The following is an 18,212-nucleotide window of genomic DNA, read 5'->3' as shown; positions in this document are numbered from 1 at the left end:
CGTCGTCCCCCGTCCGGGGGCGGCGGGCCGTTCCACTGTGCTCAGCCCTCGGCGACCGGCACCCGGAGGCGGCGGGTGAGGTCGGCGCGACGGGAGTATTCGGCGGGGTCGGCCGGGTAGCCCACCTCGACCAGGGTCAGCCCGTGCGCGGGCGCCACGGTCACCTCGCTGGAGCGTTCCCGGCGGCTCAGCAGGCCGGCCGGCCACTCGACGGGCCGGCGGCCGTCCCCGGCGACCAGCATGGCGCCGACCAGGCTGCGCACCATGTTCTGGCAGAACGCGTCGGCCTGCACCGTGGCGACCAGGATCCCGTCCGGGTCGCGCCGCCAGTCCAGCCGGGTCACCTCGCGCAGCGTGGTGGCGTTCTCCTTGCGCCGGCAGTACGCGGCGAAGTCGTGCTCCCCCACCAGCCCGGCCGCGGCGGCGTTCAGCGCCGCCAGGTCCAGCGGCTTCGGCCAGGCCAGGGTGTCGGTGCGGCGCAGCGGCTCGGCGCCCCACGGCGCGTCGGTCACCCGGTACTCGTAGCGGCGGAAGGTCGCCGAGAAGCGGGCGTCGAAGTCGGCCGGCACCTCGGTCATGGCACGGACCCGCACGTCGGGCGGGAGCAGCCGGGCGAGCCGGCGCAGCAGCTTCCCGTCGTGCTGCCGCCACACCTCGGTCGGCAGGTCGAGGTGGCAGACCTGCCCGGTGGCGTGCACGCCGGCGTCGGTGCGGCCGGCCACGGTCAGCCCGGTCGCGGTGCCCGCGCCGAGGACCAGGTCCAGCGTCTGCATGAGCACCCCGGCCACCGTGCGCCGGGTGGGCTGGGCGGCCCAGCCGGAGAAATCGGTGCCGTCGTACGAGACGTCCAGCCGCAGCCGGGTCCGCTCGTCCACCTCGTACCTCCTCATGCCGTCGGGCCCGGCACCCCGCGCGGGGGTACCGGGCCCGACGATGCAGCCTGTGTGCTCAGGCCTTGTCGTTCTCGGCGGCCTCGTCGCTGTCCTCGCGGGCGGCGGCGGTGTCACCGGAGGCCGAGACCGGAGCGTCGGCGTCCTGGTCGGCGGCCTCGCTGGAGCGCGGGGTCTCCTCCTCCGGAGCCAGAGCCTCGACCTTGTCCTGCTGGGCGGCCTTGCGGGCGGCGGTCTTCTTGTTCGCCTTCGGCTCGGCGACCTGAAGCTCCTCCACCAGCTCGATGATCGCCATCGGAGCGGCGTCACCCTTGCGCGGGCCGGTCTTCACGATCCGGGTGTAGCCACCGTTGCGGTTGGCGTACCGGGGCGCGATCTGGTCGAACAGCGCGTAGACCACGTCCTTGTCCTTGACGACGCCCAGCACCCGACGCCGCGCGGCGAGGTCGCCGCGCTTGGCCTTGGTGATGAGCTGCTCGGCCAGCGGACGCAGCCGCCGGGCCTTCGTCTCGGTGGTCTGGATCTTGCCGTGCTGGAACAGCGCGGTGGCCAGGTTGGCCAGCATCAGCCGCTCGTGCGCGGGGCTGCCGCCGAGGCGGGGGCCCTTGGTGGGCGTGGGCATGCTTGGTGCTCCTCAGGTATGGCGGCAGCGCGGACTAGAGCTGCTCGGTCTCGCGGTAGTCGTCGGTGTCGTAGTCGGCCTCGCCGAAGGCGTCCACGACGTGCGCCGGGTCGAAGTTCGGAGCCGAGTCCTTCAGCCCCAGGCCCATCCCGGCGAGCTTCATCTTGACCTCGTCGATCGACTTCTGCCCGAAGTTGCGGATGTCGAGGAGGTCGGCCTCGGTACGCCCGATCAGCTCACCAACGGAGTTGATGCCCTCGCGCTTGAGGCAGTTGTAGGAGCGGACGGTCAGGTCCAGCTCCTCGATCGGCAGAGCCAGGTCGGCCGCGAGCTGGGCGTCCTGCGGGGACGGCCCGATGTCGATGCCCTCGGCGGTCTCGTCCAGCTCCCGGGCCAGCCCGAACAGCTCCACCAGCGTCGAGCCGGCCGAGGCCAGCGCGGTACGCGGGCCCATCGACGGCTTGGTCTCGACGTCGATGATCAGCCGGTCGAAGTCGGTCCGCTGCTCGACGCGGGTCGCCTCGACGCGGTAGGTCACCTTGAGCACCGGCGAGTAGATCGAGTCGACCGGGATCCGGCCGATCTCGGCGCCCGCCTGCTTGTTCTGCGCCGCCGTGACGTAGCCACGACCCCGCTCGACGGTCAGCTCCATGTCGAGCCGGCCCTTGCCGTTCAGGGTGGCGAGCTTCAGGTCCGGGTTGTGCACCGAGACACCGGCCGGGGGCTGGATGTCACCGGCGGTCACGTCGCCGGGGCCCTGCTTGCGCAGGTACATGCTGACCGGCTCGTCGTGCTCGGAGCTGACGCAGAGCTCCTTGATGTTCATGACGAGCTCGACCACGTCCTCCTTGACGCCGGGGATCGTGGTGAACTCGTGCAGGACACCGTCGATCTTGATCGAGGTGACCGCCGCACCCGGGATGGACGACAGCAGCGTGCGCCGCAGCGAGTTGCCCAGGGTGTAGCCGAAGCCCGGCTCCAGCGGCTCGATGGTGAACCGGGAGCGGGTCTCGTTGATCGACTCTTCGGAGAGAGACGGTCGCTGGCTGATGAGCATCTTTTCTCTTCTCTTCCGGGGCGCCCGCTATATGACGCCCACGACACAAACTGTTCCGGTGGCCCGCCCCGGAGGGCGGGCCACCGCAACGAGCCCTTACTTGGAGTAGAGCTCGACGATCAGCTGCTCCTGGACCTGGGTGTCGATCACCTGGCGGGCCGGGAGCGAGTGCACGAGGATCTTCATCTGGCTGGGGATCGCCTCGAGCCAGGCCGGAACCGACCGCGAACCGGCCTGAGCCTGCGCCACCAGGAACGGGGTGAGCTGCTTGCTCTTCTCCCGGACCTCGATGATGTCGTGCTCCTTGACCCGGTACGACGGGATGTCGACCTTCTTGCCGTTCACCGTGAAGTGACCGTGCTTGACCAGCTGGCGGGCCATGTCCCGGGAACCGGCGTAGCCGGCCCGGTAGACCACGTTGTCCAGCCGCGACTCGAGGATCTGCAGGAGGACCTCACCGGTCTTGGCCTGCTTGCCCACGGCCTCCTCGTAGTAACCGCGGAACTGCTTCTCCAGCACGCCGTAGACCCGGCGAGCCTTCTGCTTCTCACGGAGCTGGAGCAGGTACTCCGTCTCCTTGGTGCGGCCGCGGCCGTGCTGCCCGGGCGGGAACGGCCGGGACTCGAACGGGCACTTCGGACCATCGCACTTGCTGCCCTTGAGGAACAGCTTCATCTTCTCCCGCCGGCAACGGCGGCAGTCAGCACCGGTGTAACGAGCCATCTCTCTCTACCTCTCAGACCCGACGACGCTTCGGCGGACGGCACCCGTTGTGCGGCTGCGGGGTGACGTCGGAGATCTGCCCGACCTCCAGCCCGGCGGCCTGCAGCGAACGGATGGCGGTCTCCCGGCCGGAGCCGGGGCCCTTGACGAACACGTCGACCTTGCGCATGCCGTGATCCATGGCCCGGCGCGCGGCGGCCTCGGCGGCCAGCTGCGCGGCGAACGGGGTCGACTTGCGCGAGCCCTTGAAGCCCACCTGGCCCGAGGAGGCCCAGGAGATGACCGCACCGGTCGGGTCCGTGATGGACACGATGGTGTTGTTGAAGGTGCTCTTGATGTGCGCCTGCCCGTGGGCGACGTTCTTGCGTTCCTTGCGCCGGACCTTCTTGACGGCGGCTCCGGCACGAGCCTTCGGTGGCATAAGTCTGTGCGCTCCTAGTTACTTCTTGCCGGGCTTCTTCTTGCCGGCGACGGTCCGCTTCGGGCCCTTCCGGGTCCGCGCGTTGGTCTTGGTCCGCTGGCCACGGACGGGCAGGCCCCGGCGGTGCCGGATACCCGCGTAGCAGCCGATCTCGACCTTGCGGCGGATGTCTGCGGCGACCTCGCGGCGAAGGTCACCTTCAACCTGGTAGTTGGCCTCGATGTGGTCGCGGAGCTGCACGAGCTCCTCGTCCGTGAGGTCCCGAGCGCGCTTCTCCGGCGAGATGCCGGTGGCGGCGAGCGTCTCCAGGGCACGGGTGCGACCGACCCCGAAAATGTAGGTGAGCGCGATCTCCATCCGCTTGTCGCGGGGGAGGTCCACGCCGACTAGACGTGCCATGTGCGGGCGTACTCCTCGTGATGTTGTGGCGGAGGTGTGGACCCGTCCCACCCCGCTACCGACCGCCCCTGTCCTTCCGGCGCGTTCAGCGCCGGCGACCGGGATCGGTCGCTGCCCAAGCGGGCCCCGGCCTCCGACCGGGGGTCAACCACGAGGGGGTACGCGCTGCGTACCGCTCGCGGCTGGGACGAGCTGTGATGTGTGTGTCGCGATCTGCCACCCGGGCCGGTTCCGCCGCCGCTCGTCACGGTCGGCGGGACAGGCTCAGCCCTGGCGCTGCTTGTGGCGCGGGTCAGAACAAATGATCATGACCCGGCCGTGCCGGCGGATCACCCGGCACTTGTTGCAGATCCTCTTGACGCTCGGCTTGACCTTCACGGTTGCCTTACTTCCCATCTGGCCCGGAGACGCGACGAGGCGCGACCCGGACGTCGAAGACGGACACGGGGACGTTCCCGGCCGTCGTCAGGATTACTTGTAGCGGTAGACGATGCGCCCGCGGGTCAGGTCGTACGGCGAGAGTTCGACGACGACCCGGTCCTCCGGCAGGATGCGGATGTAGTGCTGCCGCATCTTGCCGCTGATGTGAGCCAGCACCTTGTGGCCGTTCGCGAGCTCCACCCGGAACATGGCGTTCGGCAGGGGCTCGATGACCCGACCCTCGATCTCAATGGCTCCGTCTTTTTTCGGCATGTCCTCCGCTGTCCTGACGTCGGTTACTCCGGACGGCCCACAACGTCTTACACGGGCTCCGGCGGAAATCGCCGAGCCCGAGCCAGCCGCGGCTCCGACTCCCACCGAAGCGCAGGGTGGGCATGCCGGAGTGGACGCTGTGCGCCGATCTGAAAGTGTACGCCCGCCTGCGCGCCGTCGCCAAACCGACCACCCGGCCGGTCGCCCGGGCGGGCGAAATCCGGCTCCCGCTGTGACCGCCGCCACCAGACGGCCGGTCAGCACCCCCGACGCCGGTCCCGGCGACGCCGGGGACCCGGGTGCCAGGGGTGGCCGCCACCGGCCAGCCCCACCGACTGCATCAGTAGCAGCGCGCCCCACGGACCGAGCACCCAGGCCGGCCAGAAATGGGCCACGTCCCGGGAGCCGATCGAGACGAGCAGCCAGATCGGGACCAGGATCCCGGCGACCCGGAGCCACGGGGTCCAGAGGCCGAGCAGCCAGCGCCCGCTCCGCCGGTCTCGACCACCGGCCCGCCCTCGGCCACCGGGGGCGGGGCCGGCGGAGCGGGCGCCACCGCGGCGCGCTGCGCCGGCGCCGGGCCGGGCAGGTCGGCGACCACCTCGTCCAGGTCGGCGTACGTCTTCGCACCGTACGCGCGGACCAGCCGCGCGTCGTACTCGTGCAGGTCGAGCCGGCCCTCCTCCAGGGCCACCCGGAGCCGCTCCGCCGTGGCCTCCCGGTCGGCGTCGGCCGCCCGCATCCCGCTCCGCCCGTCCATGACGGCAAGCATGACACCACCCCGCCAGCCGCGGGGTACCGGCGATCTCCGCCGCTCTCCGCCTTCCGGCGTCCGTGTGCCAGCGGGCAGGAACGATCCGGACGATCGGGCCGGAACCTCGCGGGCGGGCGCTTCGGCGTCAGACGGCCGGAGAGTCCGCCGACTGGCGGGCGGTGACCAGCTCGCCGAGCCGGGCGCGGCCGCCGTCCTCGGCGGTCAGCACCCAGACGCCGTCGTCCAGCAGCGCCATCGAGTGCTCGACGTGCACCGCCATCGACCGGTCGCGGGTCACCACGGTCCAGCCGTCGGACAGTTCGACGGTGCGCGGCGAGCCCATGGTGATCATCGGCTCGATGGCCAGCGCCAGGCCGGGCACGAGGCGCGGGCCCTTGCCCGGGCGCCCGTGGTTGAGCACGTGCGGGTCCTGGTGCATCTCGGTGCCGATGCCGTGCCCGCCGTAGCCGTCGACGATGCCGTACCGGCCGCCCTGACGGACCGCGGTCTCCACCGCGTGGGAGATGTCGGTGAGCCGGCCCTTGCCGCTGGCCGCGCCCCGCGCCGCGGCGGCGATGCCGGCCCACATGGCGTCCTCGGCGACCGCGGCCATCTTCAGCAGGGCCGGGTCGACCTCGCCGACGCCGACCGTGACGGCCGCGTCGCCGTGCCAGCCGTTGAGCACCGCGCCGCAGTCGATCGAGATCAGGTCGCCCTCGCGGAGCACCTGCGACGACGACGGGATGGCGTGCACCACCTGCTCGTTGACCGACGAGCAGATCGACGCCGGGAAGCCGTGGTAGCCCTTGAACGACGGGACCGCGCCGGCCTCCCGGATGGTCGCCTCGGCGATCGCGTCGAGATCGGCGGTGGTCACGCCGGGGGCCACCGCCTCCCGCATCCGGCGCAGCGCGCGGGCGACCACCAGACCGGCAGCCCGCATCAGCTCGATCTGCTCGGGGGTCTTCAGCTGGATGTCCAGCTGGGGACGACGCATGGGGGCGATACCTTTCGTTGCGCGGAACAGCGGGGCACGTCGCACGTACCCCGCTGGTCGCACTCTATCCGCCGGGGCTCCGGCGGGACGTCAGCCGCCGTACGAGCGGAGGGCGTCGATGGCGCGGACGGTGACGTCCTCCACCGGCCCGGTCGCGTCGATGCCGACGAGCTTGCCCTGGGCGCCGTAGTAGTCGACCAGCGGCGCGGTCTTCTCGGCGTACTCCCGAAGCCGCGCCGCGATGGTCTCCGGCTTGTCGTCGTCGCGCTGAAACAGCTCGGCGCCGCAACGGTCGCAGACGCCCTCGCGGGTGGTGGCGTCGAACTCGACGTGCCAGATCTTGCCGCAGCCCCGGCAGGTACGCCGGCCGGAGAGCCGCCGGATCACCTCGTCGTCGTCGACGACCAGCTCCAGCACCAGGTCCAGCGCGGTGCCGAGGTCGGCGAGGAGCTTGTCCAGCGCGGCGGCCTGCGGCGTCGTACGCGGGAAGCCGTCGAGGAGGAAGCCCTCGCTGGCGTCCGGCTCGGCGAGCCGGTCCCGCACCATGTTGATGGTGACCTCGTCCGGGACCAGCTTGCCGGCGTCCATGTAGCGCTTCGCCTCGACTCCCAGGGGCGTGCCCTGGGAGACGTTGGCCCGGAAGATGTCACCGGTCGAGATCTTGGGCACCGAGAGGTGCGCGGCGATGAACTCCGCCTGCGTGCCCTTGCCCGCGCCCGGCGGGCCAACCAGAACGAGTCGCATCTACCGCAGGAACCCTTCGTAGTTCCGCTGCATGAGTTGGCTCTCGATCTGCTTTACGGTCTCCAGACCGACGCCGACCATGATGAGCACAGCGGTGCCGCCGAACGGGAAGTTCTGGAACTGCTGGTTGTCCAGCCAGATGAAGAAGAAGTTCGGCAGGATCGCGACGATGCCCAGGTAGAGCGCGCCCGGCAGGGTGATCCGGCTGAGGATGAAGTCGAGGTACTCGGCGGTCGGCTTGCCGGGGCGGATGCCCGGCACGAAGCCGCCGTACTTCTTCATGTTGTCCGCGACCTCGGTCGGGTTGAACGTGATCGACACGTAGAAGTAGGTGAAGAAGATGATCAGCAGGAAGTAGATCGCGATGTGCTCCGGCGCGCTCGCCTTCACGATGTGGTTCTGGATCCAGGCCTGGGTCTTCCCCGGGTTGTTCTGGTCGAAGAACTGGAGCGCGAGCTGCGGCAGGTAGAGCAGCGACGAGCCGAAGATGACCGGGATGACGCCGGCCTGGTTCACCTTGAGCGGGATGTAGGTGGAGGTGCCGCCGTACATCCGCCGGCCGATCATGCGCTTGGCGTACTGCACCGGGATCCGGCGCTGGGCCTGCTCGATGAAGGTGACCGCGGTGATGACCAGCAGGACCAGGGCGATGACGAGGAAGAACATCCCCCAGCCCTTGGTGGTCTTGATCTTCCAGCCCTCGCTGGGCAGCCGGGCCGCGATCGACGTGAAGATCAGCACGGACATGCCGTTGCCGACGCCCCGGTCGGTGATCAGCTCACCGAGCCACATCACCATGCCGGTGCCGGCGGTCATCGTCATGACCAGGATGGTCAGCGTCAGCCAGTCCGGGATGCCGGTGCCCCGCGGGACGATCGGGAACTGGTCGCACTGGTTGTTGAAGAGCTGACCCGAGCGCGCCAGCGCCACGAACGCCGAGGACTGGAGGATGCCCAGGCCCAGCGTCAGGTAGCGGGTGTACTGGGTGATCTTCGCCTGGCCGGCCTGGCCCTCCTTGCGGAGCTGCTCCAGGCGCGGAATGACCACCGTCAGCAGCTGCAGGATGATCGACGCGGTGATGTAGGGCATGATGCCCAGCGCGAAGACCGACAGCTGCAGCAGCGCGCCACCGGAGAAGAGATCCAGCAGGTTCAGCACGCCGGTGCTGCCCTGAATGGTGTCGAGGCACTTCTGCACGTTGCCGTACGACACACCCGGGCTGGGCAGCGTGGCGCCCAACCGGTAGACCGCGATGATGCCTACTGTGAACAGCAGCTTCTTGCGCAGGTCAGGCGTACGGAACGCACTGAGAAAGGCGGACAGCAACTTCTTCCTCCTGCGCGACGCGGGCCGCCGGTGGTGATCCCTGGCGGGGCGGGGTGGGTGCCGGGCGGAGCGCCCGATATCCATAGCTGGGAAGGGACTCTAACAGCCCGATCCCGGTCCGGGCAGATGTGCCCGGCTACATAAACCGAATACGATGTTACCCGGCGCACATTCGCCGGTTAGACCATGGCGCCCGCCCAGTTGCGGACAACTGAGCGGGCGCCACGAACGTGCCTTACAGCTCGGTGACCGAGCCGCCGGCCGCGGTGATCTTCTCCTTGGCCGACGCGCTGAACGCGTGCGCCGACACCTGGAGAGCCACACCGCCGAGGTCGCCGGTGCCGAGCACCTTGACCGGCTGGCCCTTGCGGACCGCGCCGGCCTCGGCCAGCTCGACGGGGCCGACCTGGCCGCCGTTCGGGAAGAGCTCGGCGAGCCGGTCCAGGTTGACCACCTGGAAGACCACCTTGAACTTGTTCTTGAAGCCCTTCAGCTTCGGCAGGCGCATGTGGATGGGCATCTGCCCACCCTCGAACGCCGCCGAGATGTTCTTCCGGGCCTTGGAACCCTTGGTACCGCGACCGGCGGTCTTGCCCTTGGAGCCCTCACCGCGACCCACGCGGGTCTTGTCGGTCTTGGCTCCGGGCGCCGGACGGAGGTGGTGCACCTTGATCGTCATTACTCGACCTCCTCGACCTTCACGAGGTGGTTGACCGCGAAGATCATGCCCCGGATCTCCGGCCGATCCTCCTTGACCACCACGTCGTTGATCCGCTTGAGACCGAGCGAACGCAGCGAGTCACGCTGGTTCTGCTTGGTCCCGATCTCGGACCGGACCTGGGTGACCTTCAGGCGTGCCATCAGGACGCCACCCCCGCCCGCGACGCCAGCATGGCGGCCGGCGCGACGTCCTCGACCGGCAGACCACGACGGGCCGCGACCTGCTCCGGCGACTCGAGCGCCTTCAGGGCCGCCACCGTGGCGTGCACGATGTTGATCGGGTTCGACGAGCCGAGGCTCTTGGAGAGCACGTCGTGGATGCCCGCGCACTCCAGCACGGCACGCACCGGACCGCCGGCGATGACACCCGTACCGGCCGAGGCCGGCTTGAGCAGCACCACACCGGCCGCGTCCTCGCCCTGCACCGGGTGCGGAATCGACTGGCCGATCCGCGGCACCTTGAAGAAGTGCTTCTTGGCCTCCTCGACACCCTTGGCGATCGCCGCGGGCACCTCCTTGGCCTTTCCGTAGCCCACACCGACGGTGCCGTCGCCGTCGCCCACGATCACGAGGGCGGTGAAGCTGAAGCGACGACCACCCTTCACGACCTTGGCGACGCGGTTGATCGCGACGACCCGCTCGAGGTGCGGGGTCTTCTCGACGGGCGCGTTTCCGCGGCCGCCCTCACGGCGGTTGTCGCGGCGACCACCCTCGTTGCCACCGGACCCGCCGCCACGGCGCTGTTGACCTGGCATCAGCAGCCTTCCTTCTCTCTCGTGACGGGGTTTCTAGAACTCGAGCCCGGCTTCGCGGGCGGCAGCGGCAAGCGCGGCGACTCGCCCCGCGTACCGGTTGCCACCGCGGTCGAAGACGACCTTCGAGACGCCGGCGGCCTTGGCCCGCTCGGCGAGCAGAGCGCCGACCTTGCCGGCCAGGGCGCTCTTGTCGCCCTCGGCGCCGCGCAGCGCGGCGTCCATGGTCGAGGCCGACACCAGGGTGTGACCCTTGGTGTCGTCGACGATCTGGGCGACGATGTGCCGCAGGGACCGGGTGACGACCAGGCGGGGACGCTCGGTGGTGCCGCTGACGTTCTTGCGGACCCGGAAGTGCCGGCGCGCACGCCCGACGGCCCGCTTGGCGGCGACGCCGCGGCGGCGCTTGAGCAGCGTGGCGCTCACTTCTTACCTGCCTTTCCAGCCTTGCGGCGGATGACCTCGCCCTGGTACTTCACGCCCTTGCCCTTGTAGGGCTCCGGCGGGCGGATCTTCCGGATGTTGGCGGCGACCTCGCCGACCTGCTGCTTGTCGATGCCGGCCACGTGGAACAGCGTCGGCCGCTCCACCGTGAAGGTGATGCCCTCCGGGGCCGGGACCAGCACCGGGTGCGAGAACCCGAGCGCGAACTCGAGGTCCTTGCCCTTGGCGGTCACGCGGTAACCGGTACCGGCGATCTCGAGGCTCTTGCGGTAGCCCTCGGTCACGCCGACGATCATGTTGGCCACCAGCGTACGGCTCAGGCCGTGCAGCTCCTTGGCCTTGCGCTCGTCGTTGGGCCGGTTGACGTGCAGCGCGCCGTCCTCGCCCCGCTCCGCCGTGATCGGCTCGGCCAGTACGTGGCTCAGCTCGCCCTTGGGGCCCTTGACCTTGACGGTCTGGCCCTCGATGGTGATGTCGACGCCGGCTGGCACCGGGATCGACTTACGTCCAATACGCGACATTTCTACCTGTCTCCCGTTACCAGACGAAGGCGAGGACTTCCCCGCCAACGCTCCGCTTGCGGGCCTGCCGGTCGGTGAGCAGCCCCTGGGACGTCGAAATGATCGCCACGCCCAGCCCGCCGAGCACCCGCGGGAGCCCGTCCGACTTGGCGTACACCCGGAGACCGGGCTTGGACACACGCTTGATGCCGGCCAGGCTCCGCTCCCGGTTCTGGCCGTACTTCAGCTCGACGACCAGTCGCTTGCCGACGGCGCCCTCCTCGGGCTCCTCGACCGACCAGGTGGCGATGTAACCCTCGGCCTTGAGGACCTCGGCGATGTTCGCCTTGATCTTCGAGTAGGGCATCGTCACCCGGTCGTGGTACGCCTGGTTGGCGTTACGCAGACGCGTGAGCATGTCTGCGATCGGGTCGGTCATCGTCATGAAATTCGTCAACCTTTCTCGCCGGGGTTCCCCGGGCCAGGCCCGGGGCCTACGGCGAAGAGACAGTTCAGCTGACGCGCGAAGCGCGCCGGGCTATTACCAGGAAGCCTTGGACACGCCGGGCAGCTCACCGCGGTGGGCCATCTCCCGGATGCACACCCGGCAGAGACCGAACTTGCGGTAGACCGCCTTCGGACGCCCGCACCGCTGGCAGCGGGTGTACGCGCGAACCGAGAACTTCGGCTTCGCGGCCGCCTTGATGATCAGCGCCTTCTTGGCCATCTCAGTTCTCCTTGAACGGGAAGCCCAGGAGCTTGAGCAGCGCCCGGCCCTCGTCGTCGGTCGTGGCGGTCGTGACCACCGTGATGTCCATGCCCCGCTGGCGATCGATCTTGTCCTGGTCGATCTCGTGGAACACCGACTGCTCGGTCAGACCGAACGTGTAGTTGCCGTGGCCGTCGAGCTTGCGCCCGTCCAGGCCGCGGAAGTCACGGATACGCGGCAGCGCGATGGAGAGCAGCCGGTCCAGGAACTCCCACATCCGGTCGCCGCGCAGGGTGACCTTCGCGCCGATCGGCATGCCCTCGCGGAGCTTGAACTGCGCGATGGACTTGGTCGCCCGCCGCACCAGCGGCTTCTGGCCGGTGATCGTGGCCAGGTCGCGGACGGCGCCGTCGATCAGCTTGGCGTCCCGAGCGGCCTCGCCGACGCCCATGTTGACGACGATCTTGACGAGCCCGGGCACCTGCATGGGGTTGCCGTAGCTGTACTGCTCCTGCAGCTTCGCCACGACCTCGTTGCGGTACCGCTCCTTGAGGCGCGGCAGGGTCTTGGTTTCGGTAGCCGTGGTCATCAGAGGTCCTTACCGGTGCTACGCGCGATGCGGACCTTCTGGCCGTTGTCGTCGATCCGGTAACCGACCCGGGTCGGCTTGCCGTCGGAGTCCAGGACCTGCACGTTCGAGACGTGGATCGGGGCCTCCTGGGTGACGATGCCACCGGTCTTGGCGCCACGCTGGGTGGTGCTGATGCGGGTGTGCTTCTTGACCCGGTTCACGCCCTCGACCAGGACCTTGTCCTGCCGCGGGTAGGCCGCGATGACCTTACCCTTGGCACCCTTGTCCTTGCCGGCGATGACGACGACCGTGTCGCCCTTCTTGACCTTCACGGTCACAACACCTCCGGCGCGAGAGAGATGATCTTCATGAACCGCTTGTCCCGCAGCTCGCGGCCCACCGGGCCGAAGATGCGGGTACCGCGCGGGTCCCCACCGTCCTTGATGATGACGGCGGCGTTCTCGTCGAAGCGGATGTACGAGCCGTCCGGCCGCCGCCTCTCCTTGGCGGTGCGAACGACGACGGCCTTGACGACGTCGCCCTTCTTCACACCGGCACCGGGGATCGCGTCCTTGACCGTGGCCACGATGACGTCGCCGATGCTCGCGTAGCGCCGACCGGAGCCACCGAGAACCCGGATGCACAGGATCTCCCGTGCACCCGTGTTGTCGGCGACGCGCAGTCGCGACTCCTGCTGAATCACGTCTATCTCCTATGTCTGCCGGTTCTCCGGCCGCCGGGGGCGGCCGGAGCCTGGCGGAACCTGCGCCCGACCGAACCCGGCCGAGCTCGAGCCTTCGCTACTTGGCCTTCTCGAGGATCTCCACGAGCCGCCACCGCTTGGTGGCGGAAAGCGGCCGGGTCTCCATGATCAGGACCCGGTCGCCGATGCCGGCCGAGTTCTGCTCGTCGTGGACCTTCAGCTTGCTGGTCCGGCGCATGATCTTGCCGTACAGCGCGTGCTTGACCCGGTCCTCGACCTCGACCACGACGGTCTTGTCCATCTTGTCGCTGACCACGAGGCCCTCACGCACCTTGCGGCGGGCCCGCGCGGCGGCGGTGGTGGTGGTGTTCTCACTCATGATGCAGTCACCTCAGTCGGCGCGGCCGAGAGACCCAGCTCACGCTCACGCATGATCGTGTAGATCCGGGCGATCTCCCGACGGATGACCTGCAGCCGCCGGTTGTTGTCCAGCTGCCCGGTTGCGGCCTGCACGCGGAGGTTGAACAGCTCCGCCTTCGCCTCGCGCAGCTTCGTGACCAGCTCCTCCTCGGAGAGCTCACGCAGCTCGGAGGCCTTGACGCCCGCTGCCATCAGGATTCACCCACTTCGCGCGTAACAATGCGGCACTTCATCGGGAGCTTGTGGATCGCGCGACGCATCGCCTCTCGCGCGATCTGCTCGTTGGGGAAGGACATCTCGAAGAGAACCCGCCCCGGCTTGACGTTGGCGACCCACCACTCGGGCGAACCCTTACCGGAACCCATCCGGGTTTCCGCCGGCTTCTTGGTGAGGGCCTGGTCCGGGAAGATCGTGATCCAGACCTTGCCGCCACGCTTGATGTGACGGGTCATCGCGATACGCGCCGACTCGATCTGGCGGTTGGTCACGTACGCCGGCTCGAGAGCCTGGATCCCGAACTCGCCGAACACCACCCGGTTACCACCCTTGGACGCGCCGTGGCGGTCCGGGTGGTGCGGCTTGCGGAAGCCCTTCGGGGGCTTGCGCGGCATCAGCATCTGTCAGCCCTCCTGCTGCGTTTCTGCCGGCTGAGTGGCGGCCGCGGCGACGGCGCCGGCGTCAACCGGCTCGCCGCTCGGCGTCTCGGCCTGCTGCGCGATGGTGGTCGCGGCAGCCCGGCCGGCCTCGGTGCCACCGGCGGTCGTGCCCGACGAACCCGACCGGCCACGGCGCGGCCGCTCGGGGCGGTCGCCGCGGTCACGGCGCGGGCGGGACGGACCGGCCTCGGCCGGAGCCTCCCGGCCCGGGACGGCGTCGCCCTTGTAGATCCAGACCTTCACGCCGATCCGGCCGAAGGTGGTACGAGCCTCGAAGAAGCCGTACTCGATGTTGGCCCGCAGCGTGTGCAGCGGGACCCGGCCCTCGCGGTAGAACTCGGTCCGGCTCATCTCGGCGCCGCCGAGGCGGCCCGAGACCTGAACCCGGATGCCCTTGCAGACCGGGTTCTTCATCGCGGACTGCATCGCCTTGCGCATGGCCCGACGGAAGCTGACCCGGCTGGACAGCTGCTCGGCGACGCCCTGGGCGACCAGCTGCGCGTCCGACTCGGGGCTCTTCACCTCGATGATGTTCAGCTGAACCTGCTTGCCGGTGAGCTTCTCCAGCTCGCCGCGGATCCGGTCGGCCTCCGCACCCTTACGGCCGATGACGATGCCCGGCCGGGCGGTGTGGATGTCGACGCGGACCCGGTCCCGGGTGCGCTCGATGTCGACCTTGGAGATGCCGGCGCGCTCGAGGCCCTTGGACATCATCCGGCGGATCTTGACATCCTCGCCGATGTAGTCCTTGTAGAGCTTGTCCGCGAACCAGCGGGACTTCCAGTCGGTCGAGATGCCGAGCCGGAACCCGGTCGGGTGAACCTTCTGACCCATTACTCGGCACCCTCCGTCGTGCTCTGCCCCTCAGCCGTCTCGGCCTGGTTGGCCGGCGCGGCCTTCTTCGCCGGCTCGGCCTTCTTCGCCGACTTCTTCGGCGCGGCCGGCGCAACCGCCTCGACCGCCACGGTGATGTGGCAGGTGCGCTTGCGGATCCGGTACGCCCGGCCCTGCGCCCGCGGCCGGAACCGCTTCATCGTCGGGCCCTCGTCGACGAACGCCTCGCTGACGAGCAGCGCGTCGGGGTCCAGCCGCTCGTTGTTCTCCGCGTTGGCGATCGCGCTCGCGAGCACCTTGTACACCTGCTCGCTCGCAGCCTGCGGCGCGAACTGCAGCACCGTGAGCGCCTCCTTCGCGGGCAGGCCGCGGACGAGGTTGACCACCCGGCGCGCCTTCATCGGCGAGATGCGCACGTGCCGCGCAACCGCCCGCGCGCCCGGAAGCACCGGAGCGTCGCCCTTTCCTGGCATCGCTGTAACCCCTTGTTCCTCTATCCGTATGCCCGCGGCGTCAGCGCCGGCGGCTCTTCCGGTCGTCCTTCTCGTGACCCTTGAACGTGCGGGTCAGCGCGAACTCGCCGAGCTTGTGCCCGACCATGGCCTCGGTCACGAAGACCGGGACGTGCTTGCGTCCGTCGTGCACGGCGATCGTGTGACCCAGCATCTCCGGGATGATCGTCGAGCGCCGCGACCAGGTCTTGATGACGTTCTTCGAGCCCTTGTCGTTCTGCGTCTCCACCTTCTTGAGCAGGTGGTCGTCGACGAACGGGCCCTTCTTCAGGCTGCGAGGCATGTCTTATCTCCCTCAGCCGCGCTTACGCGTGGCGTAGCGGCGGCGGACGATCAGCCGGTCGCTCGGCTGGCCCTTACGACGGGTGCGGCCCTCGGGCTTACCCTGCGGGTTGACCGGGTGGCGACCACCGGAGGTCTTACCCTCACCACCACCGTGCGGGTGGTCGACCGGGTTCATGGCGACACCACGGACGGTCGGGCGCTTGCCCTTCCACCGCATGCGGCCGGCCTTACCCCAGTTGATGTTCGACTGGTCGGCGTTGCCGATCTCGCCGATGCTGGCGCGGCAGCGCACGTCGACACGCCGGATCTCGCCGGACGGCATGCGGAGGGTCGCGTACGCGCCCTCACGGCCGAGCAGCTGGATGCCGACGCCGGCCGAGCGGGCCAGCTTGGCGCCGCCGCCCGAACGCAGCTCCACGTTGTGGATGGTGGTACCGACCGGGATGTTGCGCAGCGGCAGGTTGTTGCCCGGCTTGATGTCGGCGCTCGGCCCCGACTCCACCCGGTCGCCCTGCTTCAGGTCCTTCGGCGCGATGATGTAGCGCTTCTCGCCGTCGGCGTAGTGCAGCAGCGCGATGCGCGCGGTGCGGTTCGGGTCGTACTCGATGTGCGCGACCTTCGCCGGCACGCCGTCCTTGTCGACCCGCTTGAAGTCGATCAGACGGTACTGCCGCTTGTGGCCGCCACCGTGGTGCCGCGTGGTGATCCGGCCGTGGGCGTTGCGTCCGCCCTTCTTCGGCAGCGGAGCCAGCAGCGACTTCTCGGGCGTCGACCGGGTGATCTCAGCGAAGTCGGCGACACTCGAGCCACGTCGGCCCGGCGTCGTCGGCTTGTACTTACGGATAGCCATTGTCTACACCCCTCAGCTGACCGGGCCGCCGAAGGCCTCGATACGGTCACCGTCAGCCAGCTTCACGATCGCCCGCTTGGTCGACTTGCGCTGACCGAACCCGGTCTTGGTGCGCTTGCGCTTGCCCTCGCGGTTGAGCGTGTTGACCGTCAGGACGCGGACGTTGAAGATCTGCTGGATAGCGATCTTGATCTCGGTCTTGTTCGCGTCCGGGTGCACCAGGAAGGTGTACCAGTTCCGGTTCAGCTCGCTGTAGCTCTTCTCCGAGACGACCGGGGCGACGATGATGTCGCGCGGATCGGCGATCGTGCTCACTTGCCACCCTCCTCGGTGGTCTCGGCGGGAACGCCCAGGAACTCGTCCAGGGCCTCCTTCGTGAAGACCACGTCGTCGGCCACCAGCACGTCGTACGTGTTGAGCTGGCCGGCCTCGATCAGGTGCACCCGCGGCTCGTTGCGCAGCGACACCCAGTTCAGCTCGTCGGTGCTGCTCAGCACGACCAGGACCCGACGGGCCTCGGTCAGCTTCGCCAGCGTGGCCAGGGCGGCCTTGGTCGACGGCTTCTCGCCAGAGACGAACGCCTCGACGACGTGCACCTGGCCGGCGCGGGCCCGGTCGGAGAGGGCGCCACGCAGGGCGGCGGCCTTCATCTTCTTCGGGGTCCGCTGGCTGTAGTCGCGCGGCACCGGGCCGTGGACCACGCCACCGCCGGCGAACTGCGGCGCGCGGATCGAGCCCTGGCGGGCACGACCGGTGCCCTTCTGCTTGTACGGCTTCTTGCCTCCACCGGAGACCTCGCCGCGAGTCTTGACCTTGTGCGTGCCCTGCCGGGCCGCCGCCAGCTGAGCCACCACGACCTGGTGCATCAGCGGGATGTTGGCCTGGGCGTCGAAGATGTCGGCGGGCAGCTCGACGGAGCCGGCCTTGTTGCCTTCGACGTTGAGGACCTCAACGGTGGTCACTTGGCCGCACCGCCCTTCTTCACCTTGGTCTTGGCCGCCGTGCGGACCAGGACCAGCGCGCCCTTGGGGCCCGGGATGGCGCCACGGACGAGCAGGAGGTTGTTCTCAGTGTCGACCGCCTGGACGGTCAGGTTCTGGACGGTGTAGCGCACGCCACCCATCCGACCCGCCATCCGGGTGCCCTTGAAGACGCGACCCGGGGTCGCGCAGGCGCCGATCGAGCCGGGCGAGCGGTGCTTGCGCTCGACACCGTGGCTGGCGCGCAGGCCGTGGAAGCCGTGCCGCTTCATCGGGCCGGCGTAGCCCTTGCCCTTGGTCTTGCCGGTGACGTCGATGGCCACACCGGCGGGGAACTCCTCGACCGTGACCTCCTGGCCCGGCGAGTAGTCCGCGGCGTCCGCGGTGCGCAGCTCGACGATGTGCCGGCGCGGCGCGACGTCCGCCTTGGCGTAGTGCCCGGCGATCGGCTTCTTGACCTTGCGCGGGTCGATGGCCCCGTACGCCAGCTGGACCGCGGAGTAACCGTCCTTGTCGGCGCTACGAACCTGGCTCACGACGCACGGGCCGGCCTGAACCACGGTCACGGGAACAACGCGGTTGTTGTCCCAGACCTGGGTCATGCCGAGCTTTGCGCCCAGGATCCCCTTGACTTGCCTGTCCATTTGTCC

Annotated in this window: 32 protein-coding genes; all 32 read right to left on the bottom strand. The window is 69.3% G+C overall.

The window, feature by feature from the left end:
- Positions 1-41 precede the first annotated feature (41 nt).
- Positions 42-875: a tRNA pseudouridine(38-40) synthase TruA gene (gene truA, locus AB0F68_RS17125; RefSeq protein ID WP_357338741.1), complete on the bottom strand. Its 834-nt coding sequence runs from the start codon at positions 873-875 to the stop codon at positions 42-44.
- A gap of 73 nt (positions 876-948) precedes the next feature.
- Positions 949-1,512: a 50S ribosomal protein L17 gene (rplQ, locus tag AB0F68_RS17120; protein ID WP_357338736.1), complete on the bottom strand. Its 564-nt coding sequence runs from the start codon at positions 1,510-1,512 to the stop codon at positions 949-951.
- 34 nt (positions 1,513-1,546) lie between these two features.
- Positions 1,547-2,569 carry a DNA-directed RNA polymerase subunit alpha gene (locus tag AB0F68_RS17115; protein ID WP_007073009.1) on the bottom strand — a complete coding sequence of 341 codons (1,023 nt, stop codon included), beginning with the start codon at positions 2,567-2,569 and terminating at the stop codon, positions 1,547-1,549.
- A gap of 96 nt (positions 2,570-2,665) precedes the next feature.
- Positions 2,666-3,292, bottom strand: coding sequence for a 30S ribosomal protein S4 (rpsD, locus tag AB0F68_RS17110; RefSeq protein ID WP_151463663.1), 627 nt, complete (start codon positions 3,290-3,292; stop codon positions 2,666-2,668).
- A 13-nt stretch (positions 3,293-3,305) separates the two neighbouring features.
- Positions 3,306-3,713, bottom strand: a complete 408-nt coding sequence (gene rpsK / locus AB0F68_RS17105) for a 30S ribosomal protein S11 (RefSeq protein ID WP_148430066.1) — start codon at positions 3,711-3,713, stop codon at positions 3,306-3,308.
- A gap of 18 nt (positions 3,714-3,731) precedes the next feature.
- The gene (rpsM, locus tag AB0F68_RS17100) at positions 3,732-4,112 is read right to left on the bottom strand and encodes a 30S ribosomal protein S13 (RefSeq protein WP_154228713.1); all 381 of its coding nucleotides are present in this window, start codon (positions 4,110-4,112) and stop codon (positions 3,732-3,734) included.
- A 264-nt stretch (positions 4,113-4,376) separates the two neighbouring features.
- On the bottom strand, positions 4,377-4,490 hold the full coding sequence (gene rpmJ / locus AB0F68_RS17095; RefSeq protein WP_088982067.1) for a 50S ribosomal protein L36: 114 nt from the start codon (positions 4,488-4,490) through the stop codon (positions 4,377-4,379).
- A gap of 93 nt (positions 4,491-4,583) precedes the next feature.
- Positions 4,584-4,805: a translation initiation factor IF-1 gene (infA, locus tag AB0F68_RS17090; RefSeq protein WP_007073013.1), complete on the bottom strand. Its 222-nt coding sequence runs from the start codon at positions 4,803-4,805 to the stop codon at positions 4,584-4,586.
- Positions 4,806-5,145: 340 nt separating this feature from the next.
- Positions 5,146-5,565 (bottom strand): DUF1707 domain-containing protein, encoded by a 420-nt coding sequence (locus tag AB0F68_RS17085; protein WP_357338718.1) that lies wholly within the window; start codon positions 5,563-5,565, stop codon positions 5,146-5,148.
- 139 nt (positions 5,566-5,704) lie between these two features.
- Positions 5,705-6,556, bottom strand: a complete 852-nt coding sequence (gene map / locus AB0F68_RS17080) for a type I methionyl aminopeptidase (RefSeq protein ID WP_357338716.1) — start codon at positions 6,554-6,556, stop codon at positions 5,705-5,707.
- Positions 6,557-6,646: 90 nt separating this feature from the next.
- Complete coding sequence (locus AB0F68_RS17075) at positions 6,647-7,300, bottom strand: adenylate kinase (RefSeq protein ID WP_109946694.1); 654 nt, start codon at positions 7,298-7,300, stop codon at positions 6,647-6,649.
- Entirely contained in the window at positions 7,301-8,626 is a 1,326-nt protein-coding gene (secY, locus tag AB0F68_RS17070) for a preprotein translocase subunit SecY (RefSeq protein ID WP_357338713.1), read from the bottom strand.
- Positions 8,627-8,861: 235 nt separating this feature from the next.
- The gene (gene rplO, locus AB0F68_RS17065; protein WP_091262788.1) at positions 8,862-9,305 is read right to left on the bottom strand and encodes a 50S ribosomal protein L15; all 444 of its coding nucleotides are present in this window, start codon (positions 9,303-9,305) and stop codon (positions 8,862-8,864) included.
- Entirely contained in the window at positions 9,305-9,487 is a 183-nt protein-coding gene (rpmD, locus tag AB0F68_RS17060) for a 50S ribosomal protein L30 (protein WP_007073018.1), read from the bottom strand. The genes rplO and rpmD overlap by 1 nt, the downstream gene beginning before the upstream one ends.
- The gene (gene rpsE / locus AB0F68_RS17055) at positions 9,487-10,101 is read right to left on the bottom strand and encodes a 30S ribosomal protein S5 (RefSeq protein ID WP_091262790.1); all 615 of its coding nucleotides are present in this window, start codon (positions 10,099-10,101) and stop codon (positions 9,487-9,489) included. The genes rpmD and rpsE overlap by 1 nt, the downstream gene beginning before the upstream one ends.
- A 33-nt stretch (positions 10,102-10,134) precedes the next feature.
- Positions 10,135-10,524, bottom strand: a complete 390-nt coding sequence (gene rplR, locus AB0F68_RS17050; RefSeq protein WP_357338701.1) for a 50S ribosomal protein L18 — start codon at positions 10,522-10,524, stop codon at positions 10,135-10,137.
- A complete protein-coding gene (rplF, locus tag AB0F68_RS17045; protein WP_357275522.1) occupies positions 10,521-11,063 on the bottom strand; it encodes a 50S ribosomal protein L6 in 543 nt (180 codons plus the stop codon). Before rplF ends, rplR begins: the two co-directional genes overlap by 4 nt.
- Positions 11,064-11,079: 16 nt before the next feature.
- Positions 11,080-11,487 (bottom strand): 30S ribosomal protein S8, encoded by a 408-nt coding sequence (rpsH, locus tag AB0F68_RS17040; RefSeq protein WP_013288624.1) that lies wholly within the window; start codon positions 11,485-11,487, stop codon positions 11,080-11,082.
- Positions 11,488-11,583: 96 nt separating this feature from the next.
- Entirely contained in the window at positions 11,584-11,769 is a 186-nt protein-coding gene (locus AB0F68_RS17035; RefSeq protein WP_007465272.1) for a type Z 30S ribosomal protein S14, read from the bottom strand.
- Position 11,770: 1 nt separating this feature from the next.
- Positions 11,771-12,340, bottom strand: coding sequence for a 50S ribosomal protein L5 (rplE, locus tag AB0F68_RS17030; protein ID WP_091317981.1), 570 nt, complete (start codon positions 12,338-12,340; stop codon positions 11,771-11,773).
- A complete protein-coding gene (gene rplX, locus AB0F68_RS17025) occupies positions 12,340-12,660 on the bottom strand; it encodes a 50S ribosomal protein L24 (RefSeq protein WP_007465276.1) in 321 nt (106 codons plus the stop codon). Before rplX ends, rplE begins: the two co-directional genes overlap by 1 nt.
- A complete protein-coding gene (gene rplN / locus AB0F68_RS17020) occupies positions 12,657-13,025 on the bottom strand; it encodes a 50S ribosomal protein L14 (protein ID WP_007465279.1) in 369 nt (122 codons plus the stop codon). The genes rplX and rplN overlap by 4 nt, the downstream gene beginning before the upstream one ends.
- A 97-nt stretch (positions 13,026-13,122) precedes the next feature.
- Positions 13,123-13,404 carry a 30S ribosomal protein S17 gene (rpsQ, locus tag AB0F68_RS17015; RefSeq protein WP_357338687.1) on the bottom strand — a complete coding sequence of 94 codons (282 nt, stop codon included), beginning with the start codon at positions 13,402-13,404 and terminating at the stop codon, positions 13,123-13,125.
- Positions 13,401-13,637 (bottom strand): 50S ribosomal protein L29, encoded by a 237-nt coding sequence (gene rpmC, locus AB0F68_RS17010; protein WP_007073028.1) that lies wholly within the window; start codon positions 13,635-13,637, stop codon positions 13,401-13,403. The genes rpsQ and rpmC overlap by 4 nt, the downstream gene beginning before the upstream one ends.
- Positions 13,637-14,062, bottom strand: coding sequence for a 50S ribosomal protein L16 (rplP, locus tag AB0F68_RS17005; RefSeq protein ID WP_073834927.1), 426 nt, complete (start codon positions 14,060-14,062; stop codon positions 13,637-13,639). Before rplP ends, rpmC begins: the two co-directional genes overlap by 1 nt.
- A 3-nt stretch (positions 14,063-14,065) precedes the next feature.
- On the bottom strand, positions 14,066-14,935 hold the full coding sequence (gene rpsC, locus AB0F68_RS17000) for a 30S ribosomal protein S3 (protein ID WP_107076466.1): 870 nt from the start codon (positions 14,933-14,935) through the stop codon (positions 14,066-14,068).
- Positions 14,935-15,408: a 50S ribosomal protein L22 gene (gene rplV, locus AB0F68_RS16995; protein ID WP_357338679.1), complete on the bottom strand. Its 474-nt coding sequence runs from the start codon at positions 15,406-15,408 to the stop codon at positions 14,935-14,937. Before rplV ends, rpsC begins: the two co-directional genes overlap by 1 nt.
- 40 nt (positions 15,409-15,448) lie before the next feature.
- Positions 15,449-15,730 carry a 30S ribosomal protein S19 gene (rpsS, locus tag AB0F68_RS16990; protein ID WP_007073032.1) on the bottom strand — a complete coding sequence of 94 codons (282 nt, stop codon included), beginning with the start codon at positions 15,728-15,730 and terminating at the stop codon, positions 15,449-15,451.
- 12 nt (positions 15,731-15,742) lie between these two features.
- Entirely contained in the window at positions 15,743-16,582 is an 840-nt protein-coding gene (gene rplB, locus AB0F68_RS16985; protein ID WP_357338675.1) for a 50S ribosomal protein L2, read from the bottom strand.
- A gap of 12 nt (positions 16,583-16,594) precedes the next feature.
- Entirely contained in the window at positions 16,595-16,897 is a 303-nt protein-coding gene (gene rplW / locus AB0F68_RS16980) for a 50S ribosomal protein L23 (protein ID WP_091317975.1), read from the bottom strand.
- Positions 16,894-17,544, bottom strand: coding sequence for a 50S ribosomal protein L4 (gene rplD / locus AB0F68_RS16975; protein WP_357338673.1), 651 nt, complete (start codon positions 17,542-17,544; stop codon positions 16,894-16,896). The genes rplW and rplD overlap by 4 nt, the downstream gene beginning before the upstream one ends.
- Positions 17,541-18,206 (bottom strand): 50S ribosomal protein L3, encoded by a 666-nt coding sequence (gene rplC, locus AB0F68_RS16970; RefSeq protein ID WP_357338663.1) that lies wholly within the window; start codon positions 18,204-18,206, stop codon positions 17,541-17,543. The genes rplD and rplC overlap by 4 nt, the downstream gene beginning before the upstream one ends.
- Positions 18,207-18,212: the final 6 nt, after the last annotated feature.

Source organism: Micromonospora sp. NPDC023966, from assembly GCF_040639095.1.
Classification (GTDB): domain Bacteria; phylum Actinomycetota; class Actinomycetes; order Mycobacteriales; family Micromonosporaceae; genus Micromonospora.
This window is presented reverse-complemented; position numbering and strand designations above follow the sequence as displayed.

Coding starts and splice junctions, on each gene's coding strand:
- rpsC (WP_107076466.1), bottom strand. CDS start 14,935: ATGGGTCAGAAGGTTCACCCGACCGGGTTCCGGCTCGGCATCTCGACC.
- rplF (WP_357275522.1), bottom strand. CDS start 11,063: ATGTCGCGTATTGGACGTAAGTCGATCCCGGTGCCAGCCGGCGTCGAC.
- map (WP_357338716.1), bottom strand. CDS start 6,556: ATGCGTCGTCCCCAGCTGGACATCCAGCTGAAGACCCCCGAGCAGATC.
- rpsS (WP_007073032.1), bottom strand. CDS start 15,730: ATGCCTCGCAGCCTGAAGAAGGGCCCGTTCGTCGACGACCACCTGCTC.
- rpmC (WP_007073028.1), bottom strand. CDS start 13,637: ATGGCAGCGGGCGTCAAGGCCTCCGAGCTGCGTGAGCTCTCCGAGGAG.
- AB0F68_RS17115 (WP_007073009.1), bottom strand. CDS start 2,569: ATGCTCATCAGCCAGCGACCGTCTCTCTCCGAAGAGTCGATCAACGAG.
- rpsE (WP_091262790.1), bottom strand. CDS start 10,101: ATGCCAGGTCAACAGCGCCGTGGCGGCGGGTCCGGTGGCAACGAGGGT.
- rplV (WP_357338679.1), bottom strand. CDS start 15,408: ATGCCAGGAAAGGGCGACGCTCCGGTGCTTCCGGGCGCGCGGGCGGTT.
- rplQ (WP_357338736.1), bottom strand. CDS start 1,512: ATGCCCACGCCCACCAAGGGCCCCCGCCTCGGCGGCAGCCCCGCGCAC.
- AB0F68_RS17085 (WP_357338718.1), bottom strand. CDS start 5,565: ATGGACGGGCGGAGCGGGATGCGGGCGGCCGACGCCGACCGGGAGGCC.
- rplC (WP_357338663.1), bottom strand. CDS start 18,206: ATGGACAGGCAAGTCAAGGGGATCCTGGGCGCAAAGCTCGGCATGACC.
- rpsH (WP_013288624.1), bottom strand. CDS start 11,487: ATGACGATGACCGACCCGATCGCAGACATGCTCACGCGTCTGCGTAAC.
- rplP (WP_073834927.1), bottom strand. CDS start 14,062: ATGCTGATGCCGCGCAAGCCCCCGAAGGGCTTCCGCAAGCCGCACCAC.
- rpsD (WP_151463663.1), bottom strand. CDS start 3,292: ATGGCTCGTTACACCGGTGCTGACTGCCGCCGTTGCCGGCGGGAGAAG.
- rpsK (WP_148430066.1), bottom strand. CDS start 3,713: ATGCCACCGAAGGCTCGTGCCGGAGCCGCCGTCAAGAAGGTCCGGCGC.
- rplB (WP_357338675.1), bottom strand. CDS start 16,582: ATGGCTATCCGTAAGTACAAGCCGACGACGCCGGGCCGACGTGGCTCG.
- AB0F68_RS17075 (WP_109946694.1), bottom strand. CDS start 7,300: ATGCGACTCGTTCTGGTTGGCCCGCCGGGCGCGGGCAAGGGCACGCAG.
- rpmD (WP_007073018.1), bottom strand. CDS start 9,487: ATGGCACGCCTGAAGGTCACCCAGGTCCGGTCCGAGATCGGGACCAAG.
- infA (WP_007073013.1), bottom strand. CDS start 4,805: ATGCCGAAAAAAGACGGAGCCATTGAGATCGAGGGTCGGGTCATCGAG.
- rplO (WP_091262788.1), bottom strand. CDS start 9,305: ATGACGATCAAGGTGCACCACCTCCGTCCGGCGCCCGGAGCCAAGACC.
- rpsM (WP_154228713.1), bottom strand. CDS start 4,112: ATGGCACGTCTAGTCGGCGTGGACCTCCCCCGCGACAAGCGGATGGAG.
- rplE (WP_091317981.1), bottom strand. CDS start 12,340: ATGACCACGGCTACCGAAACCAAGACCCTGCCGCGCCTCAAGGAGCGG.
- AB0F68_RS17035 (WP_007465272.1), bottom strand. CDS start 11,769: ATGGCCAAGAAGGCGCTGATCATCAAGGCGGCCGCGAAGCCGAAGTTC.
- rpsQ (WP_357338687.1), bottom strand. CDS start 13,404: ATGAGTGAGAACACCACCACCACCGCCGCCGCGCGGGCCCGCCGCAAG.